Origin of the sequence: Timaviella obliquedivisa GSE-PSE-MK23-08B, from assembly GCA_019358855.1 — a bacterium.
GTDB classification, from domain to species: Bacteria; Cyanobacteriota; Cyanobacteriia; order Elainellales; family Elainellaceae; genus Timaviella; species Timaviella obliquedivisa.
The window spans coordinates 72,267-90,749 of the sequence record JAHHII010000006.1 but is presented as its reverse complement, the minus strand read 5'-3'; the positions used below and the strand labels follow the sequence as shown (position 1 = coordinate 90,749).

Here is an 18,483-nt window from a genome sequence, read left to right as displayed (position 1 = left end):
AGGAAAAAATTATCTGAAGAATGAGCTAAATAGAGGCAGATCATCTCTGACAGGTAACCAAAATTTAAGTTGGTGAAAGGATACTGGGTATATGAATTTCTTATGAAAAACGATCGCGGTTTGTAGTATAGAAGACTGCAAATCTGAGTTTTTACGTGAAGAATCCAAGCGGCTTTAACGACGCTGAAGAGTGATTCAATCTGTTTCCTATTAATCGACAATCAGATTTATATATCGATATCAAGTACTAAAAGGATCGATATAGGGAGCTTTAAGTCGTAAACAAACCTAAAGAAGTGACTGAGATATCAGAGCAAAAAATTTTGTAACTGGCATCTATCTATAGACAGAGTTTGTTTGATATTTTACGAGAGGTAACCTAACTGCCGACGAGCTTCAAAGAGCCCAATGGCAACGCTGACCGAAAGATTAAGGCTGCGAACATGAATTTGAGTCATGGGAATACGGACAGTTTGATCGCAAGCTGCCAACACTTCACCAGGCAATCCTTTTGTTTCACAACCAAAGAGGAGCCAATCATCAGGTTGAAACTGAAGCTCTACATGGCTATATTTACCTGAAGTACTGAATCCAATCCAACGTCCTGGTTGGTGCTCTTGTTGCTGCTGGTAATGGCTCTGAAAGTCTTCCCAGGAAGGATGATAGTGTAAGTCCACGTAGGGCCAATAGTCTAAGCCTGCTCGTTTAAGTTGACGATCGCTAATTTCAAACCCTAAGGGCCCGACCAAGTGCAGCCGGGTTCCAGTAGCGGCACAAGTCCGAGCGATACTACCAGTATTAGGTGGGATCTGTGGGTTAACTAAGACAATATTCAACATGTTGCTAACTTTTAACGTTTCTTGAAGAGTATTCGGTATTTTTTAAGGGACTAACCTGTTCAAAAAGCTTAAGCAGGATATGACCCAGAAGAGAGAGTATATATATATCTAATACTTTTTAACAAAGCCAAAAAAAATCCCTCAATTCACCTGATTGGGGGATGTATAAGGAAGATACTAGGAAAAATTTCATTTTGTCCCTCGTTCTAGAGGGCAGGTTTAAGGCACTGAGTCAAGAAAGCAACAAAATTATTTGAAACGAATTTTTTAAGTTAAATACAATCTGAGAACGGTTATGACTCGACAGCTACGGATAGGAGAGGAGTTTCTGATTCGCCTAGCTGTAAGTCTCCTTCTAGCTCTACCTCAACATGAAGGCGATCGCAGGGAATAGTATCTGCCAGAATAGTACTCATCATGCCGCTGTGAATTTCTAGAAGGGCTTGGGGAAATGCCTCAAAGACAAGCCGTTGTCCTGGAAAAACCACCCGTTCAAAGTACCAGTTGGGAATATTAGTAATTCGAGCAATCTGAATCTTACTGGTCGCGTTGACGTAGCAGCAGAGAGCAGCTTGAGCATCAGGGGGCAGCGGATCAATGATTTGAGCCATAGCTCGAGTCTCCTTAGAGGAAGAATTAGGAAGAAACTAGAATATCTCTAGACCCTAACACTCCCCGATCCCCATAGCTGTAAATACAGCTACCAACCCACCTTTTATCGGTGTTTTTTCAAGATGCTTGATACGGAGGAGCGTCTACTAAGCAGATCCCAGGAAAGTTCCATGCAGGTCAAGGGCGTCAGTGGTATCGTAAAGTTATATGAATCTACGTCTCAGAAACCTCTCAGAGCTTTAGACCGATGGTTGCTACCTCAACGAATAACCGCATTCTTTATGTTCGCCTTCCCTGCAACCCCATTTTTCCGATTGGGGTAATTTATCTGGCAGATCATATTCATAAGTTGTTTCCAGTGATAGAGCAGCGCATTTTTGATCTGGGTACCATTCCCCCCTTGGACTTTGGGGCAGCCATGGATCAGTGCATTGATGAATTTCAGCCGACGCTACTGGTATTTTCCTGGCGCGATATTCAGATTTATGCACCTGTAGGAGGGCGAGGCGGCAACCCATTACAAAATGCGTTTGAGCTTTATTATTCACGTAATCCGCTCCACAAGCTGCGCGGGGCGATCGGGGGGATACGGATGGCAACCTCTTATTACTCAGAGCTTTGGCAAAATTTGAGCCTGATTAAGCGTGGGCTGAAGCGATCGCAGCGTTACAACCCCCAAGCGCAGTTAGTTGTGGGCGGTGGTGCGGTGAGCGTGTTTTATGAGCAGATTGGTAAGATGCTGCCCCAGGGTGCAATCCTTTCGGTGGGAGAAGGGGAGACACTGCTGGAAAAATTGCTGCGGGGAGAGGATTTTTCAGGGGAACGGTGTTATGTGGTGGGTAAATCTACGCCTCGCGATCGCCTGATTCATGAGCAGCCTACCCCCGTAGAAAAATCTGCGTGTAATTACGACTACATTTCTACAATTTGGTCGGATTTCCAGTACTACCTGCAAGAGCAAGATTTTTATGTGGGGGTGCAAACTAAGCGCGGCTGTCCGCATAATTGCTGTTATTGCATCTATACAGTAGTGGAAGGAAAGCAGGTACGCATTAATCCTGCTGATGAAGTGGTGAAGGAAATGCGTCAGCTTTACGATCGCGGTGTGCGCAACTTCTGGTTTACCGATGCTCAATTTATTCCGGCGCGGCGGTTTATTGATGATGCGATCGAACTGTTGCAGAAGATTTTGGATGCAGGAATGGATGACATCCATTGGGCGGCGTATATTCGGGCGGATAATTTGACCCCGGAACTGTGCGACCTGATGGTTAAAACAGGAATGAACTATTTTGAGATTGGCATTACTAGCGGCTCTCAAGAGCTAGTTCGCAAAATGCGGATGGGCTATAACCTGCGGACGGTGCTGGAAAACTGTCGAGATTTGAAGGCGGCTGGCTTTAATGATGTGGTTTCAGTCAATTATTCTTTTAATGTGATTGATGAGCGGCTCGATACGATTCGTCAAACCATTGCCTATCATCGGGAGCTAGAGCGGATCTTTGGAGCCGACAAGGTGGAGCCAGCCATCTTCTTCATTGGGTTGCAGCCCCACACCCATTTAGAAGAGTATGCCTTTAAGCATAAGATTTTGAAGCCGGGATACAACCCCATGAGCGTCATGCCTTGGGTCGTTATGAAAGTGCTGTGGAATCCGGAGCCGCTGGGTTCATTCTTTGGTGAAGTTTGCTTGCAGGCGTGGAATCAGAACCCGAATGATTTTGGGCGGGAGGTGATGAATATTTTGGAGGCGCGGCTGGGCAGGGCTGATTTGGCGGAAGCGTTGACAGCACCCGTCGAACCTAAAAAGGAGCTAGTCAAAGTCTAATGCCAGATTTCATGCCAGATTCAATGATTGATCTACGCAGCGATACGATTACAAAACCTACTCCAGCAATGCGTCAAGCAATGGCGATCGCTGAGGTGGGTGATGATGTGTTTGGCGATGATCCAACAGTGAACGCCTTAGAACAATACACGGCAGAGCTTTTGGGTAAGGAAGCGGCGGTCTACATGCCTTCGGGCACCATGACGAACCAGGTAGCGCTGCGGCTGCACACTGAGCCAGGGGACGAAATTATTTTGGAATCAGAGGCGCACATCTATTATTACGAGGGCGGCGCTCCGGCGGCATTGTCTGGTGTCATGTGTCGGCTGATTCAAGGTTATAAAGGTGTGTTTACGGCAACGGATTTGCAGAAGGTGCTGCGTCCGAGCGATCCACATTTTCCTAAAACCACACTGGTTTGTTTAGAAAATACTCATAATCGCAGCGGAGGACGAGTTTTTCCACTGGCAGAAATTGAGGCGATCGCCAGCCTTTGCCAAGTCCATGATCTGAAGCTGCATCTCGATGGTGCTCGCTTTTGGAATGCCTGTATTGCCACTGGAATATCAGAAGCAGAGTATGCTAAGCCGTTCGATACTGTGAGCGTTTGTTTTTCTAAAGGGTTGGGCGCACCTGTGGGTTCGGCGCTAGTGGGTTCGGCGGCACAAATGCAGCGCGCTCGACGTTTCCGCAAAATGTTGGGTGGTGGAATGCGGCAGGCGGGAATTATTGCGGCAGGGGCTTTGTATGGCGTGCAGCATCAGCGATCGCGCTTACAAGAAGACCATGCTAATGCCCAAATTTTGGCAAAGGGATTGCAGCAAGTTGCCGGAGTTCAAATTAATCCAGAGGAGGTACAGACTAATATTGTGGTGTTTCACACGCCGGGAGTATCTGCGGCGGCGGTTGCTCAAAAGCTGATGGAACAGGGCGTGGGGGTATTGGCGATCGGGGTTGAATCTTTGAGAGCCGTGACCAATTTGATGGTAACAGAGGCGCAAGTTCGGGTAGTGCCTGAGCAAGTGAAATCTGTTCTTTTAGCGTTAAATTCTGGTTCTAATTTTGAGCAGAATCAATATCTACATCCTGCACGTTCAAGCTATTGAATATATAGTGAGGGGTAGAATTTCAGTTTTTATAAACCACCGTTAAACTAAAAGCAAAACCAAAGATGTTAGAGGGTTCAATTTTACAGAAGCTCAAGGCTTCCCATGAGCTAGGACAAGGGGACAAGCGTCCCTTGAACTTTGGAGTTTATTACAAAAATACTTTGGTGGCACTGTGCCACGCCCTCGAAGATGCCATTCTAGAAGCTGATTATTCGCCGCTGGTGATTACGGCTTTTCAGCGCGGAAAATGGTATTTGCAAGAAGCCGATCGCTATCGCAGTATTTCAGAGCGATCGAGCCAAGTGGTGATTATGGCAGCTGATGATGCAGGCTTTGCCGAACATCCAACCAGCCAAAAAGAAAACGTGGCGTTGGTGGCGTTAGATGACTCTGATCCGGTGGCACAGGAATGGCATCTGATCATTCTGTCGCCTGATTATACAGCAATGGTGTTGTGTCAGGAGTTAACTGAGGCAGATTACGGAGTTGCGGGTTTTCCTCAAGAAGACTTGGAACGAAAGTTCTACGGGTTTTGGACGTTTGAGCCAAGGCTGGTTTTAGAAACGGTGGAATTGGCGATCGCCCATATCGGTCAATATAATTCTGAACTGTGTCAGCAATTAATCACGCACCGGGAAGCGATCGCCGCTCGGATTCAGCAAGACAATGCATTGTGCCATCAACCCACGGCTGATCATTTGGGCAGAACTGTAGCTCGCGTCGTAGACTATCTGCAAGAGAATCAGCAAGATTTGAATCATCGCCTTGAGCCGCTTGATAACAACCTCACTTCTAACGAGCTACAGGCATTTTTGCGGGTGGCGCAACTGATTGATCAAACAGACTTAAGCAATCCGATGGCGGCGGCTGAGGTTGCAAGTTTGGCGGAAGCAATGGGGCAGTTGGTAGATTTGCCGTCTTGGCAACTGCATCGGTTGCGGTTGGCAGGGTTGCTGCACCGGATCGCTCTGCTAGACAAAGCTGAAAATCGGTTGACTGCTGGAACTTCGATTTATCAGCAGGTCGAATCGCCTGATATGCCGTTGAGTTGTCCTTTGGTTCCGGGTGTGCAGGTGTTGCGAAAAATGGGCAGACTACGGGCGATCGCCACAATCTTGACTCATCATACCGAAGCCTGGGATGGTTCTGGTCAACCTGCGGGACTTTCAGGCGATGAGATTCCGGTAGAAGCGAGAATTCTAGGATTGGTGGCTTGTTTTCAGCAGCGGGTAGCTCGGTATCGGGCAGCTTCTCCAGAGGAGGCGATCGAGACTTTGCTCACTCAAGCTTTAGCCGATTGTCGGGCAGAAGCGAGCGATCGTTGGGATCCAAAACTGATTGAAGTGCTAACGCTTTTAGTTAAAGGCTTACAGCAAGGCATGAGTTTACCGATCGCCATGCCCAAAATTGCTGCCGGAATGTGGATGCTCGATTCTCACTCTGAAGAAGAGCTACTGCGCTATGAAGAATCAATGGCAGACCTCCCTCTTATTTAATCTTTGAACGCCCAATCTTGAACGCACTATTAACCATGGACATTGCAACTATTCGCGCTGGCAAGCTTAAGCATTTGGCTGGAGCCGACCTAGAAGATGAGGATCTTTCCCATGCTGACCTCAGCAAAGTAAATTTGAGCGGGGCAAATTTGAGCGGGGCAAACTTAGCCGCCGCTAAGCTAATAGGCGCAAACCTGGACGGGGCAAATTTAGTAGGCTGTCAGTTGACGGGTACTGATTTGAGAGCAAATCTGCTGGGTGCCAATCTGATGCAGGCAGATTTAACAGAAGCAGATTTACGCGGGGCAAACTTGCGCGGGGCAAATTTGATGCAGGCGCGCTTATCTAATACTGCGATGGCAGGTGCGTTTTTGAGTGGAGCAAATTTAATGGGCGTAAATTTGCAGCGTGTAGACTTGCGCGGGGCTGATTTGCGCGGGGTTAATTTAAGTGGAGCAAACTTGAGCGGCACCAATTTGGCGCAGGCAGATTTACAAGGTGCAATTTTAAGTAATGCGAATTTAGAAGAAGCAGATCTACGCGATGCCAATTTAGCAGGCGCAAATCTAAGTGGCGCAAATCTCTTATGTGCGGATTTAGAAGGTGCAAGTTGGGCTGGGGCGAATTGGAGCGGAGCCTGTGTGGTAGGGACGCTTTTAGAAGGAAAAGTTCTGAAAATCGTGGATTAAATAAGGAGATCGTGGATTAAATAAGGTGAATAGTTATCTTGGCTATTTGATGTCAGGCAAGATGCCTAACCCACAGAATCAGAAGTCACCTAACCTGTAATTGGATGTGGATAGCCCCAATACCGATCACACCAAACTATGACTCTTTGCTGAATTTAATGAAATATCTGGAAGGTTACGGAGTATCTCATCCCATTTAGTCTGTGCTTGCAATGCTTCTACAACAATCTGAAGTGGTTCGGCAAGAATTACTGGAAAATCTGCCTCTTCAGGAAACTGAATCTTATATGCTAACTGCTCTTGAGGTGGAGTGAACTGAGCGTTGACTCCTGATTTATTACCTCTCGCATCAACCCGATACCAACCAAATTCAGGCAAATGAATGGCATTGAAACCGTGCAAACTGTATGGCGCACCCTTGTCATCAATACTTAACCGCTGGTAACAAAATCCTGCTGGAATCTGGTTTGCCCTTAAAAGTGCTGCCAGTAAATGACTCTTAGCATAGCAATAACCTGTTTTGTGTTGAAGAACGTCTGAAGCTCGGCAAGTCATAGGATTCATTTGATAGTCATAACTGTGACAGATCTCGTCTCGCGTCCATTCAAAACACGCTTGTGCGATCGCTATCGAGGTCTCAAATCCCAATGCAATTTGTTTGGCGCGTTCCATAATTTTGGGATGCCGCCAGTCGATGACCTTACTAACCTTCAAGTACTCTTCCATATTAATCGATACGGATACTGCAACCTTAGCTTGAAACACTTTAGCAGTAATTTCAAACCTCTTCTACTTTCACTGCCTGTAATAGAGCCAGCTAAATGATGGTCAACTCATAATGTAACTCGACAAAAAGCGATCGCCCCTTTCCACCTCACTATTTGATTCGTTAAGATTCTGCGAAAGATAGTTTCTACGGTTTTTAACTCTGCCGTATTTAAAGTACTTGCCAAATGATCGCCATAGCTGGGGCGATTGCTGCCTGTATTAAACCAGCGTTCCAATAAGGCAGGCGTAATGTGTAAATCGGTCTGAGTTGTTTCTAACTGAACCTCAGATGTTAAACCTGCATTTTGGAAAAGCGATCGCAACTCATCTTCATCCCAATTCACCATTGCATCTTTAGCGTTCTGATAAATGGCTTCTTCTGCCTTTACCAACCGTTTGTAGATCTTAGTATTGAATTGCTTTGCATCAATTAAGTCATAAAGCCGCTGTGTGTGGCGAGGAACGGTTTCCGCCAACACTAAGCTTCCGTCTGGACGTAAGAACTCCATTAGAACTTGAATCACTTGGACTTTATCTGGTTCGTCTAATAATGCATTACGCCCAATCATGCGATCGAAGCGGAGACGGGAATCAAGTGCTGCTAAGATTGTGGACAAATCTAGTAGAGAAGTTTGCAGCACAATAGGACGAGCTAGTTCCGGCAAAGCGGCAGATTGTTCTCGGAGCGCTTCGACATCTTCGGGTGATTGAACTACTGCATAAACACCGCCTTCTGGAACTTGGCGCAACGCTTCCCAAGTCAGGAATCCACTACCTGCATTCACATCTAAAATGACGTGGTGACGCTGTGGTTGGGCGAGGATGAAAAGGCGATCGCGCACGGCTGCCAGCTTCTCTCCGGCTTGGCTGAGCGATCGTTGGAGCCATCGATCCTGAGCAGAATTGACAGGGCTAAAGGTCAATACTTCTGGCAGTGCTATTCCTAGACCTTCAATCACTGCGGCTAACTGTGCTTCTCGGCGCTGTGAGACTTGTACCTGAATTTTATTTTCATAACCTTGTTTAGAGGGCTGATAAAAAACTTGTCCTTGAAGCGTTTTAGGTAAATACTGTTGCTCTATCCAATGATCACGATAAGCATGGGGATAAAGATATCCTTGTCCATGCCCAAAGCTATGTTTATCTCGATTCGCATCCCGTAAATGATTGGGTACTTCGGCTTCTCGTTCCTGTTCTACTGCTGCCAACGCATCAAAAAAACCCATGACGCTATTTGACTTAGGAGCCGTTGCTAAGTAAATTGCTGCTTGTGCTAAAGGATATCTTCCCTCCGGCATTCCTACCCGTTCAAATGCTTGGGCACAGGCATTCACTACAACGATCGCATTAGGGTCTGCCATGCCCACATCTTCCCCTGCTAAAATCGTCATCCGTCGAAAAATAAACCGTAAATCTTCTCCTGCGTAAACCATCCGTGCCAACCAATACAAGGCGGCATCTGGGTCGGAGCCACGCAGACTTTTAATAAAGGCGCTAATGGTATCAAAGTGAACGTCGCCTTCTTTGTCATAGAGGACTGCCCGCTGCTGAATGGATTCTTCGGCAACTGCCTGGGTAATGTGAATGATGCTTGCTTGCTCAGGAGTCGTCTCAACGGCTAACTCTAGTGCATTCAGCAAGGTTCTAGCATCACCGTTAGCAACATTCACCCAATGATCTAATGCTGCTATCTCAAGCTGTACATTGAGCTTGCCATAACCGCGATCGCCATCTGCTAACGCCTGTTCTACCACACGCCGCAGATCGGTTTCATTCAGCGACTTCAGTTGAAAAATACGCGATCGGCTCACTAGCGCTTTATTGACTTCAAAGTAAGGATTTTCTGTGGTTGCGCCAATCAAAATCACGGTGCCGTTTTCTACCCAGGGTAATAACGCATCCTGCTGGGCTTTGTTGAAGCGATGAACTTCATCGACAAATAAAATCGTGCGTTGACTGAACATTCCGCGTTTATCTTGGGCAGTGGCGATCGCGTCCCGAATTTCCTTCACGCCTGCCAAAACTGCGTTAATGGCAATAAAGTGCGCTCTTGTCGTGTTGGCAATAATTTGTGCTAGCGTCGTCTTTCCGGTTCCTGGTGGGCCGTAAAAAATCAATGATGAAAGCTGATCGGCTTGAATCGCCCGACGCAGCAACCGCCCTTCGCCAATGATGGCATCTTGCCCGACAAATTCATCCAGGGTACGCGGACGCATCCGAGCCGCAAGCGGCGCTTCAGCCTGGGTCATTTGCTGATGATGATGGGCAAACAGGTTCATTTTTTCAGAGGTTTACTTTTTCAACAGCCCCATCTCGACCAGTCCTTGCTGTAACCGTAGCGCCTCTTGAGGATCGCGTTGTTCGTAAAGGGCGATCGCTTGTCCAAATGCCTCTAGACTCTCTTTTACCGCTCCTACTTTTAGCAGCGTTACTCCCAGGTTTTGGTAGGCTTCAGCATAAGTAGCGTTGAGGGCGATCGCCTGGCGGTAATGATCAATGGCATCAGGCATTATTCCCATTGCTTTAAACGTCATACCCAGGTTGTAATGTCCAATTGCCAAAGTCGGATCAACCTTGGTAACAATCTCGTAGTTCATCCGGGCACCGGACAAATCTCCTTTGGCTTTCAGCAGCCCCCCCAGGTTATTGTATGCGCCAACCTTCAGACGGTTCAAAATAGGCTGCTGTGTCGCGGTTCGGTAATGTCCTTCTGCTTTCACTAAATTTTGCGATCGGCTGTAGGCGATACCCAGGTGGTAGTGTAATTCGTAAAGCACGGGAGCGTTTTCTTCGGCTGCTTGAGCAGAATGAGCAATAATCTCTAACCCTCGCTCTAGGAGCGCGATCCCCTTTTTAACTTCGCCTATGTCGTTGTACAAAGCGCCCAGTTTGGCGCACACGTAGGCATCCTCCGGATGGGTGGCTAGATAGCCCTCCATGGTGGCTTTTGCTTGTTGGAGCTTGTTGCGGGTGGCGATCGCGCCTGGCTCGTAGCCATCATGTAAGATTGCTACCTCTGGCAGATTAATAATTTTCCAAGTCGGTTCGCGTTGCAACAAGCGCGTCACACTATCATCTACCATGGAATGATAAGGACGAGAAAAACGAATTCCGAAATGGTTACGGAACAGTCGAGACATTAAAGAGTAAGGCGATTGCACTGCACCAATTTCCTGGCGCACTAAGTTAATCACCAATGCCTGGTCGCGCTGCATTGCTTGCTTTAAGGCTGGAATGCTTTCTGGGTTTAAAACTTCGTCTGCATCTAGCACCAAGATCCATTCTCCTTGAGCATATCTTAACGATTCATTGCGGGCTGCCGAAAAGTTGTTGTTCCAAGAGTAGTGATAAACTTGTGCTCCAAAAGACTGAGCAATTTTTGTCGTTTGATCGGTCGAGCCAGTATCGACTACGATCATTTCATTGACCATCCCCTGGACGCTAGACAAACAACGGGGCAGTTTATCCGCTTCGTTTTTAACAATCATGCAAAGGCTTAAATCCATTTCTCTACCCTTTAAACTCGCGCACCTATGACTTCTCTTAGAACTCAGCATAAGCCAATTCGCCACGCGATGATTACTCTAGCCAGCCTTGTAGGGCTAATGAGCTGCGATCGAAGAATAACCACTCAATACGAAGCCACGGCGACAGTGACTTATACTTGGCAAGTTGAATACAGCATTAATCCAGATAAGACTAACCAAATTCGCCGAGAAAAATTTGCTTCAACTTCTCTGATTAATAAAAATGGTGAAAGACCAGGAGAAGCTGTAACAGGGCCCGATGATCGGGGACTTTGGTACCCTGCCTTGCCGCCTCGCCCTACGGTTGATGAAATAGAAGCGCGACAAAAACCACAAGAGCGAATCAGCCAGCCTGAATTGCTTAAGGATGCAGCCTATACCCTTACCTACGAATCGGATGGACAAACGATTACTGCCCCGACTAACTACGATGTGTATCGCACTGTCGTGAAAGCTCTGCCTAATCAACAACCCTTAGCGTTAACGTTAGGTATAGATGATAAGTTTGTACAAAAAGCAGATGTGAAATAGAGCATGAACGTTGCTGAATACTCATAGCACCCGCATGGCGCTGGCTAATCATGAAGATTACAGCCATATAAGACTACAGCGTTCCGAAACCTGTTGTATTCGGCAACGTTCTTTCAGACAACTATTTTAAGTTGCTTTGCGGCGGCGAGTAGTGGTGGCTGTAGCGTTTCTCCGAGTGGTCGTTTTCGGTTCTGAGGAGGGCTTTGGACCGCGCCGCGCTGGGGTAGCAGCTTCTTCTCCTGAGAGTGCTTTAGGCTTGCGACCGGGCTTTCCGCGCGTTGGTGCAGGCTCGGTTGCGGTGGTTTCACTAACAGCCTTTGGAGTTCTGGGTTGGCGTTTCGCTTTTGCTTTCCCTTCGCCTTTGGGTTTGGTGATGGAAAGGTATCTTCTGAGCGAAGAAGCGGTGATCTTGATGCCTTCATTGGCGAGAAGTTTGGAGATTTCCTCGTGCTTGTAACCCCGGCTTAGAGCAGTGGTAATCGCAGAATGCATGAGGGCGATCGCTTCTCGTAATGAGTAGGAATCTTTTGGTTTTTCAGGCAAGTCTTGCAGAGATAGCGAAACTTGTTCAATGGAGTTCTTGGAAATTTCAGCAGCTAAGATGGGAAGTTTCTTCCTAGGAGGCATAGTTTTTATTCTCGATGATAATGACAACACTTGAAATGAGGATAACTTAGTTCAAGTAATTTTCAGTCCATCTTAAACGATTTCTTTGCAAGTAACGCACTTTTTATCTTTGCCTCTGACCAAAGTCATGATTTGTAATCTCCGTCTAAATCAACAGAGCGCTGATTAAGCCAAACGCTGAGATGGGATGAGAGCGATCCGATGGTCGGAAAAGTCTTGATCGGACAGGTACCTAGCTTCAATGAATGGGGAGATCCGCTGCCGTAATCTGGGATCAACCCTGTTCTGATTCATGATTTGTCGGTAGTTTTGTTGGCGTATCTAAATCCTGATTAATGCCAATCTCACCGATCGCGTCTGCATAGTGAGCCACTGCTTCAATCATTTCTTCAGCTGTTGAAAGGGTGACTTCGCTAGCCATTGGAATCAGCGCTTGAAATAATCGATGCTCAAACTGAAGCTGTGCCCAATTAAATGTTTGTTGTAAGAGTGGCGATGGTGTTGCATTTAATGCTCGTCCAACCGCCGCCCACAGAATTGCCCAGGTGGCGATCGCTCCAATTGCCCCGTCTGCCCATTGGCTGGCAGCTGGCGGGGTAAAGCGTCCAGGAAATTGGGTATAGCGATCGTGAATTTGGAAAGCAGCCGTCTTTAAAGTTTCGGCGATGTCGGGAGCGCGCAGTTCATGGCACAAAAACTGGTGTAGAGCATCACCATCATAAATGACCTGTTCTCCCAGCAGGGAGTTGAGCGTCTCTGTTGATCCTTCAACCATTCGTAGCAATCTGGCATCTTGCAAAATTTCCAAGACATCGCTGCGTTCTCCTAAGAATTGCACTAAGCTATCTGCACTTTTCCAAAAGAACTCTGGAGCCGAAGTTTTACAAGCTAAATATGCCTCCATGGGAACGGGATAGCCCTGGTCGAGCAGCAAGCCCAGGTGACTCACCAATGACTCAACAGCAGCGATCGCTAGAGTCGTTTCACTCAAGCCCATCAGCGTCACTGGATGGTCGAAGGGTTGGTCGGCGGAAACAGTGAGGTGCTGAGTGGCTTGTAAGGTCATCTGCGCACACCGTTTCATGCCGCCTAGACAAACTGCTGCAATACTCAGCCGATGTAGCTGCATAACGTTTTGGGCAATGTCCATCCCTGCCCCAACCTTGCTCAACCGCTGCTCCGAACTGACGATATCACCCTCTAGAAATAAAGTGTTGCCTAAGGTTCCAGCCCGTTCTTGGCGCAAACTGTCACGTACTACAAAACCCGCGATGCCTTGGGTATTGCCTTGAGCATCTACTTGTTGCACAAAAATATTAAAGATTCCGGGTATGCAGCTTGAGTTAGGACTGCTCCATTTTTTCTTGCCCCAAAGCTGCCAATCTCCCCGACCGTTAGCGATCGCTTTAGAGGCAATTGTGGGTGAGAAAGAATCTGTGCCTTCTTCCATTAGGGCGAATGCTGCTAGCTCGTGTCCGGCGGCTAAAAGAGGTAAAAGTTCTCGACGAGTCGCTATAGAAGAATAATGCATGATTGGGTAAACCCCTAGCGCATTATGAAGACTGATGAAGAGTGCCAGAGAAATGTCGATCGCGCCTAACTGCTGTAAAACGCGCAGCGTGCTGAAATGATCAAACCCTAGCCCGCCATATTGCAGGGGAATTTGCATTCCTAATAAACCCTGCTGTGCCAAATTCATGACCAGCGGTGAAATGTCTCTATTCTGAGACTGCTTCCTTTGCGATCGCAGCTTCTGTAGCAGTGTCTCTATACTCCTATCCGCGGCTATGCCATCGTTCTGGTTGGGTTCTAAATGACCTTCAGTTTTTTTGTTGGCATCCTCTTTTTTGGGACAATTCACTAAGTCATCTTTACCGCTAGTTTCACTAATCATGAGTCGAGACTCGGCGATCGCCTCTAATGTGCTTGCTAAATAACTCTCTCGGCAGGTGCCGCGATCGACTCGTCCATCAGGCATTAAGGGCATCATGCCTGCCCGCAGCAGCAAGACGGCATAAACAGGTAAGTCATGATGCTCTGCGACCGAGTAGCGAATGCCAGCAATAATATCTTCAACATCAAGGGGTTGATGAACGGGAGCATGATCATCAAGATTCGACTGACGGCGATCGCCCCATGTTTCTGCCTGTTCCTCAGGTTGGGACTGGCGGTATCGTCGCTCTACTTCTGCCACAATTACCAGCCGTGCATCTCCCTCTACGTCAACGGTAAATGCAGCAGTAAAACCAGGCTGCCGAATTGAAGCGTTGACTCGTTCTACAGTTTGTTCAATATTTTGTGGATTGAGAGAAACCTTTTTCCAAAAAATGCTCATTGGGAGTTCTTGCGCTTACGACTGGTGTTTAGGAGGATGCCCAGGATGCATTGTAAATCAATCGTTGTTCGCGATTTAATCCCCTGTTAATCGCCCTCTGTCAATTGCCCTTCCCTTGCCCTTCAACAGCAATTGTAGGAAAGGGGTTGCTTACCAATCTGTCGATCGAATTACCTGCATTCCAGCATGGGCAAACCGCTGAAATGTGGCGATCGCCTGATCGGTAAAATCGACGATGCCCGGAACGACTACAGGAGACATACAGTCTTCTAACAAATAAACCTTTTGAGCCAGACTTGGATCGGTCGCCTGAATCTCGCTTAACAGATCATCAATCGTCCAAGCAACACAGTGGCTTTTGGCTTGTCCGGCGATAATAATGCGATCAAAGCTGAGGAGCTTTTGTAGAAAAGCCGTATTTTTGTGGGCGATCGCCCGTTCCTGTTGATCACTCATCACTTCTGGCTGCAACACCGAATAATTTTCGGTTAGGGGATTGCTCCCTTTTAGTTCAAAGTGTGTCTGACTGCCACGCGCTAAGGTATGAAAAAAACAGGCTTCTTCTACCGCCGAAACGATCGCATGACCTATACCTCCTAGAATAGAGTGGTAAGGCCAAATCGTTAACGGAAATTTACCGTTTTGATGAAGCCGCCGAACATAGTGAAGTCCATAAGTTTGCAGATCTTGATATCCATTTAGATGTCCGTCTGAATCTTTGCCTAGAATGATGCTAGGAACCGCCGCAGGATTAACGTTCCATGTCCCATTTTCCACGTCTTCTAGCGTAATCACGGTCATGGGCGAAGGATGTGCGCCTGCCGAGTTGACCCAGAAGACTGGATGAAAGATTTGGGTGGCGGTATGCGTATCCATCGTTAATGCAATTTCAGTAATTTCCGCCAAATTTCTATAGATGAACTCACAGAGGCGAACATTATCATCAACTGCGCCCCTGCCCGATCTGCCGCCTACAAATAGCTCATGTTCGGGAATGCAAAAGGTATTTTGTACGTCGATCGCCAATAAGCATACCCGCTGAGAATCGCTTGTTGCAGGCTGAATACGGTGTTGTTTTGCCCATTCTTGGGCAGCGATCGCCCGTTCTTGATAAGGAACTCGCCATACTTCTCCAACTTTTGCCGGATCAAAATGAGTGGGTAAGTGAGTTGTGGTTTGCATGGTGTTTTCTGGATTGTTATGGTAAATTTTACCATAAACAATTCAAGACTGCCAAGCGTTAAAAAATAAGGGTTTCAGATCAACTGATCCGAAACCCTTGAGATGTAAAGGCGATCGCTATTTCAGCGCTACAGCAAGCCTGCATTCCCCAATCCTAGAATGAACCCTGCCCCTAGCACATGCCCAAAGCTGGCAGTTGCTAATAGTTCGGGAATGCCAAATCCGGTGAACATGGCGGGTACTGCCACCGGAAGCTGAGGGCCAACACCGCGATTTTTGATGGCGTAGTAGCCAACAGCGATCGCAAATAAATTGCAAGAAATCATCACCAGCGCTACTTTATAAGACCATTCTGGCGTATGAGGCACGGCTGCTAGTAAAGTTAGGTACGTCAAAGTTTTATACTCCTAATGTCGATATCAGCATCAATTAATAAGGATTATCGGAGACAGTGTGACGAGGAATAGAGTTTTGTTTAAATAGTTAACAGTTTAAAGATTACAGTTCAACGATTGAAAGTTTGTTTTACCTATCCTCCAAAATTTTGAGATTTATTTGAGATTTAACTGTTTATATCTTCGCCAAAGCCTAAAACATGCGTGTTAAAATTTGCGGTATTACTCAGACAGATCAGGCTCAAGCGATCGCCCAATTTGGCGCAAGTGCCCTTGGCTTTATCTGTGTCAAACAATCTCCTCGCTATGTTGCTCCTGAACAAATTCGAGGACTTACCACGTTACAAACGGTCGATCGAGTGGGCGTGTTTGTCGATGCATCAGTGGCGGAAATCGAGCAAGTGGTGGCGATCGCTCAGTTGACTGCCGCCCAACTTCACGGCAATGAATCTCCCCAGTTTTGTCAGGCGCTACGGGCAGCTTTACCTGCGATCGAAATCATCAAAGCTTTCCGGGTGCGGAATGCCGAAACGCTGGAACACACCCGCAGTTATGAAAACTGCGTCGATGCACTGCTGCTTGATGCTTACCATCCTAATGTCACTAACCCTGGACTGTTGGGTGGAACGGGAAAAACCCTCAACTGGGAGAGCCTGAAGCAATTCCGTCCTCGTTGCCCTTGGATTCTGGCAGGTGGCATTACACCAGATAACGTAATCGATGCGCTGCAAAAGCTTCAACCCGACGGCATCGATCTTTCTAGCGGGGTTGAGATTGCGCCCGGAGACAAAGATTTAGCCGCTGTGGAAAGATTATTCGTTAATCTCCAGTGTTGTTTTAACGTGTCTAAAAATGCGTACACTGGCGGCGGATTGAGCGCCGATTCTAAAGTGGCAACTTGAATGACACGGGTCAGCGTTGTGGGTAATTCACGCACTTGTACCCCTAATGGCAAGGGTTCAGCTGCCAGCTTCGCCATGATTGTAATTCCTAGTCCTTTCATTACCATGCTGATAATGGTTGAATCTTCAACGATTTCATAGGTCGATTTTAAGACGTGCCCCGCCTCTGCAAAATAACTGTGAATGGTCGTGGAACAATAGTCATTTTTAGGCGGCATGATCAGCGGGTAGCTTTTCAATTGTTTCCATGTCATTCGCCCGGCTGGTGCTTTAGCTTTGGGTGGCAGCAGCACGATATACTCATCTTGCATGAGTTCCCAAGAATCAAATTCTTGAGAGGGAGGCAGACAGGTAAACGCAATATCCGATCGCCCATCTCGCAAGGCTTCCTCGACCCCTTCATCTCCTCGGTATTCGGTAATAGTGACAGCGATCGCAGGATAGTTCTCTCGAAACTTAGAAATAACTTCTGGCAAAACATGAGTTGCTACGCTGCGAAAAGACGCAATTCGGACTTGCCCACCTTGCAGCCCTTTTGATAGATCGGCTTCTTTGCCTAGTAAGGTTAGCGATCGCAGCATGTCTTGGGCGTGCTTCAGAATGCGCTCTCCTACAGGCGTGAGGCTTGCTCCTTGCCGCCCTCGGTAGAGCAGAACGACTCCAAGCTGGGCTTCGAGGGTGGCGATCGCATGGCTCACGGCAGACTGTGAAATCGACAGGGTGGATGCCGCCTCGCTAAAATTACTGTGCGCTGCAACTGCCACAAGCGCCCGTAATTGGGATAATTTCACTTCTTCTAAGTTCATTTCCTTCTCCCCCGTGTCATGAGCATGACACCCCCCAAGATGTTCCAAGAGTATCGCAGATCACCGAATTGCGAAGGCTAGTGATGTCTATGAATTCTATTCATACTTAGGATGCATGATACCTTTTGATTTGCCGAGATGGAATGCCTACAGTAGACACATAGACATTTACCGACTTGAGATGAGTTCATGATCATCGGCTGAGATTGAGCAGTATGACCCAGAAGTAGGGCGATCGGAACAGAACTAACCACTCAATTTTTGGTGAGATAAAGGAGCAAGAAAATGAAAACGACCGCCAAGTTTACTGAACAGTATCCCATTAGCTTCAAAGAATACTGGGATCTAGAAAGCGTCAACAAGAAACAAAAGAAAGAGTCGATAGTTAGCCGTGTTCTTCAAGCCCTAGTGGCAAAACTTAGTGGCGGTAACGATCCTCAGATCAAATTAAAATTTAGTCCTTCCGGTCACGAATACTGGCACGTGTATGACCCTATTACTGGAAAGACTGAAACTTTTACTACTGAAGCAGATGTGCGAGTTTGGGTTGAACAGCGCTATTACCACTAACAGCTAACAAGTTTCGTTGCTAAGAATAGAGACTTGAAAACCTTGTCCTTGGATAAGTAGTTTGTTTGGCTTTAGAAATAACGGTATGGCTAACAACTGCTGACCAGAACATTAGAACGAAATAAAGCTTTGTACCTTACAAGTTTTGTAACGTCAGCACACAGCTATTTGGCAATCTTAATTAGCGCTTCAGGATGAATGCACCTAGAAAAATTCTAAGTTGCACTCATCCTGAAGTTTTTATTGTGCGCATACTTCACCATTCTC

The 18,483-nt window shown here is 47.0% G+C and carries 16 protein-coding genes and 1 pseudogene; 7 read left to right on the top strand and 10 right to left on the bottom strand.

All coding sequences use genetic code 11. The features are described from left to right. Window positions 1–365: 365 nt before the first annotated feature. Window positions 366–839, bottom strand: a complete 474-nt coding sequence (trmL, locus tag KME11_12885) for a tRNA (uridine(34)/cytosine(34)/5-carboxymethylaminomethyluridine(34)-2'-O)-methyltransferase TrmL (GenBank protein MBW4516103.1) — start codon at window positions 837–839, stop codon at window positions 366–368. 293 nt (window positions 840–1,132) lie between these two features. Continuing rightward, on the bottom strand, window positions 1,133–1,450 hold the full coding sequence (locus KME11_12880) for a DUF1830 domain-containing protein (protein MBW4516102.1): 318 nt from the start codon (window positions 1,448–1,450) through the stop codon (window positions 1,133–1,135). 248 nt (window positions 1,451–1,698) lie between these two features. Here KME11_12880 and KME11_12875 point away from each other — a divergent pair, with 248 nt between their 5' ends. The 4 genes from KME11_12875 (at window position 1,699) to KME11_12860 (ending at window position 6,573) form a co-directional block, all read left to right on the top strand. Then, window positions 1,699–3,279, top strand: coding sequence for a B12-binding domain-containing radical SAM protein (locus tag KME11_12875; protein MBW4516101.1), 1,581 nt, complete (start codon window positions 1,699–1,701; stop codon window positions 3,277–3,279). Window positions 3,280–3,290: 11 nt separating this feature from the next. Beyond that, window positions 3,291–4,385 (top strand): aminotransferase class I/II-fold pyridoxal phosphate-dependent enzyme, encoded by a 1,095-nt coding sequence (locus tag KME11_12870; protein ID MBW4516100.1) that lies wholly within the window; start codon window positions 3,291–3,293, stop codon window positions 4,383–4,385. Window positions 4,386–4,450: 65 nt separating this feature from the next. Continuing rightward, window positions 4,451–5,884 carry a metal-dependent phosphohydrolase gene (locus KME11_12865; protein ID MBW4516099.1) on the top strand — a complete coding sequence of 478 codons (1,434 nt, stop codon included), beginning with the start codon at window positions 4,451–4,453 and terminating at the stop codon, window positions 5,882–5,884. Between the two features lie 35 nt (window positions 5,885–5,919). Next, on the top strand, window positions 5,920–6,573 hold the full coding sequence (locus KME11_12860; GenBank protein ID MBW4516098.1) for a pentapeptide repeat-containing protein: 654 nt from the start codon (window positions 5,920–5,922) through the stop codon (window positions 6,571–6,573). 126 nt (window positions 6,574–6,699) lie between these two features. Here KME11_12860 and KME11_12855 read toward each other — a convergent pair whose 3' ends face one another. The 3 genes from KME11_12855 to KME11_12845 form a co-directional block, all read right to left on the bottom strand. Next, entirely contained in the window at window positions 6,700–7,299 is a 600-nt protein-coding gene (locus KME11_12855; protein ID MBW4516097.1) for a transglutaminase family protein, read from the bottom strand. A 107-nt stretch (window positions 7,300–7,406) separates the two neighbouring features. Continuing rightward, window positions 7,407–9,620 (bottom strand): AAA family ATPase, encoded by a 2,214-nt coding sequence (locus KME11_12850; protein ID MBW4516096.1) that lies wholly within the window; start codon window positions 9,618–9,620, stop codon window positions 7,407–7,409. Between the two features lie 12 nt (window positions 9,621–9,632). Further along, on the bottom strand, window positions 9,633–10,847 hold the full coding sequence (locus KME11_12845; protein MBW4516095.1) for a glycosyltransferase: 1,215 nt from the start codon (window positions 10,845–10,847) through the stop codon (window positions 9,633–9,635). Window positions 10,848–10,916: 69 nt separating this feature from the next. Here KME11_12845 and KME11_12840 point away from each other — a divergent pair, with 69 nt between their 5' ends. Beyond that, window positions 10,917–11,399 carry a hypothetical protein gene (locus tag KME11_12840; GenBank protein ID MBW4516094.1) on the top strand — a complete coding sequence of 161 codons (483 nt, stop codon included), beginning with the start codon at window positions 10,917–10,919 and terminating at the stop codon, window positions 11,397–11,399. A gap of 126 nt (window positions 11,400–11,525) precedes the next feature. Here KME11_12840 and KME11_12835 read toward each other — a convergent pair whose 3' ends face one another. The 4 genes from KME11_12835 to psaK all read right to left on the bottom strand — a co-directional run bounded on the left by KME11_12835 (window position 11,526) and on the right by psaK (window position 15,938). Beyond that, entirely contained in the window at window positions 11,526–12,026 is a 501-nt protein-coding gene (locus KME11_12835) for a hypothetical protein (GenBank protein MBW4516093.1), read from the bottom strand. Window positions 12,027–12,300: 274 nt separating this feature from the next. Then, window positions 12,301–14,361 (bottom strand): acyl-CoA dehydrogenase family protein, encoded by a 2,061-nt coding sequence (locus KME11_12830; protein MBW4516092.1) that lies wholly within the window; start codon window positions 14,359–14,361, stop codon window positions 12,301–12,303. A 150-nt stretch (window positions 14,362–14,511) separates the two neighbouring features. Next, the gene (locus KME11_12825) at window positions 14,512–15,543 is read right to left on the bottom strand and encodes an isochorismatase (GenBank protein MBW4516091.1); all 1,032 of its coding nucleotides are present in this window, start codon (window positions 15,541–15,543) and stop codon (window positions 14,512–14,514) included. 128 nt (window positions 15,544–15,671) lie between these two features. Continuing rightward, complete coding sequence (gene psaK / locus KME11_12820) at window positions 15,672–15,938, bottom strand: photosystem I reaction center subunit PsaK (GenBank protein MBW4516090.1); 267 nt, start codon at window positions 15,936–15,938, stop codon at window positions 15,672–15,674. Between the two features lie 200 nt (window positions 15,939–16,138). On the opposite strand from psaK, the gene KME11_12815 reads away from it, so the two are divergent. Continuing rightward, the gene (locus KME11_12815) at window positions 16,139–16,840 is read left to right on the top strand and encodes a phosphoribosylanthranilate isomerase (protein MBW4516089.1); all 702 of its coding nucleotides are present in this window, start codon (window positions 16,139–16,141) and stop codon (window positions 16,838–16,840) included. On the opposite strand, the pseudogene KME11_12810 reads toward KME11_12815, so the two are convergent. Then, a pseudogene (locus tag KME11_12810) lies at window positions 16,765–17,646 on the bottom strand (LysR family transcriptional regulator). The gene KME11_12815 and the pseudogene KME11_12810 overlap by 76 nt on opposite strands. 285 nt (window positions 17,647–17,931) lie before the next feature. Here KME11_12810 and KME11_12805 point away from each other — a divergent pair. Next, window positions 17,932–18,216 (top strand): hypothetical protein, encoded by a 285-nt coding sequence (locus KME11_12805; protein MBW4516088.1) that lies wholly within the window; start codon window positions 17,932–17,934, stop codon window positions 18,214–18,216. Window positions 18,217–18,483 lie beyond the last annotated feature (267 nt).

Bases quoted from the DNA above. Each gene is read 5' to 3' on its own strand.
- trmL (MBW4516103.1), bottom strand. From the start codon at position 839: ATGTTGAATATTGTCTTAGTTAACCCACAGATCCCACCTAATACTGGT.
- KME11_12880 (MBW4516102.1), bottom strand. From the start codon at position 1,450: ATGGCTCAAATCATTGATCCGCTGCCCCCTGATGCTCAAGCTGCTCTC.
- KME11_12875 (MBW4516101.1), top strand. From the start codon at position 1,699: ATGGTTGCTACCTCAACGAATAACCGCATTCTTTATGTTCGCCTTCCC.
- KME11_12870 (MBW4516100.1), top strand. From the start codon at position 3,291: ATGCCAGATTCAATGATTGATCTACGCAGCGATACGATTACAAAACCT.
- KME11_12865 (MBW4516099.1), top strand. From the start codon at position 4,451: ATGTTAGAGGGTTCAATTTTACAGAAGCTCAAGGCTTCCCATGAGCTA.
- KME11_12860 (MBW4516098.1), top strand. From the start codon at position 5,920: ATGGACATTGCAACTATTCGCGCTGGCAAGCTTAAGCATTTGGCTGGA.
- KME11_12855 (MBW4516097.1), bottom strand. From the start codon at position 7,299: ATGGAAGAGTACTTGAAGGTTAGTAAGGTCATCGACTGGCGGCATCCC.
- KME11_12850 (MBW4516096.1), bottom strand. From the start codon at position 9,620: ATGAACCTGTTTGCCCATCATCATCAGCAAATGACCCAGGCTGAAGCG.
- KME11_12845 (MBW4516095.1), bottom strand. From the start codon at position 10,847: ATGGATTTAAGCCTTTGCATGATTGTTAAAAACGAAGCGGATAAACTG.
- KME11_12840 (MBW4516094.1), top strand. From the start codon at position 10,917: ATGATTACTCTAGCCAGCCTTGTAGGGCTAATGAGCTGCGATCGAAGA.
- KME11_12835 (MBW4516093.1), bottom strand. From the start codon at position 12,026: ATGCCTCCTAGGAAGAAACTTCCCATCTTAGCTGCTGAAATTTCCAAG.
- KME11_12830 (MBW4516092.1), bottom strand. From the start codon at position 14,361: ATGAGCATTTTTTGGAAAAAGGTTTCTCTCAATCCACAAAATATTGAA.
- KME11_12825 (MBW4516091.1), bottom strand. From the start codon at position 15,543: ATGCAAACCACAACTCACTTACCCACTCATTTTGATCCGGCAAAAGTT.
- KME11_12815 (MBW4516089.1), top strand. From the start codon at position 16,139: ATGCGTGTTAAAATTTGCGGTATTACTCAGACAGATCAGGCTCAAGCG.
- KME11_12805 (MBW4516088.1), top strand. From the start codon at position 17,932: ATGAAAACGACCGCCAAGTTTACTGAACAGTATCCCATTAGCTTCAAA.